Genomic DNA, 516 nt, shown 5'->3' on the forward strand with positions numbered 1-516 from the left:
GGCTGCTGTTCGTCCTCGGTGCTGTGCTCGCCATCCTCATGGTTCCGCTGCGGTCGATGATGGAGGAGACCGAGACCTTCAAACGGCTGCAGCAGGCAGAGAAGGAGAAGAAGGGCACGAAGGACACGGCCCTCGAGCGCTCCCCGCTCATCACTGCGATCCTCGAACAGCCGCGGGCGATCCTCGTGGCCTTCCTCATCTCCTCGATCGGCTCGGTCAGCTACTTCCTCAACATCACCTATGTGCCCACGTACATCGAAGAGGTGGCGAAGGTTCCGAACTCCGGCTCCCTGGCCCTGGGCACGGTCGCGGCCGTCGTCGCCATCGTCGTCACTCCGTTCTTCGGCCTGGCCTCCGACAGGTTCGGGCGCAAACCCGCCCTGGCCGTTCTCATGGCTGTCTTCGTGTTCACGATCATTCCCGCATACGCTCTGCTGGGCGGCAGCTCCTCGAGTGGGGCGGTCTTCGGTGTTGCGTTCCTCGCAATTCCCGCCGCCGGGTGGAGCGCGGTGGCCG

Annotated in this window: 1 protein-coding gene; it reads left to right on the forward strand. The window is 64.7% G+C overall.

Going from position 1 to position 516, the window contains the following annotated elements; genetic code table 11:
• Nucleotides 1-516: MFS transporter (locus IEV86_RS17725; RefSeq protein ID WP_188484862.1), on the forward strand; the 516-nt coding region annotated here is incomplete at both ends.

The sequence above is a fragment of the Cellulomonas carbonis genome (assembly GCF_014636275.1).
Lineage (GTDB): Bacteria > Actinomycetota > Actinomycetes > Actinomycetales > Cellulomonadaceae > Actinotalea > Actinotalea carbonis.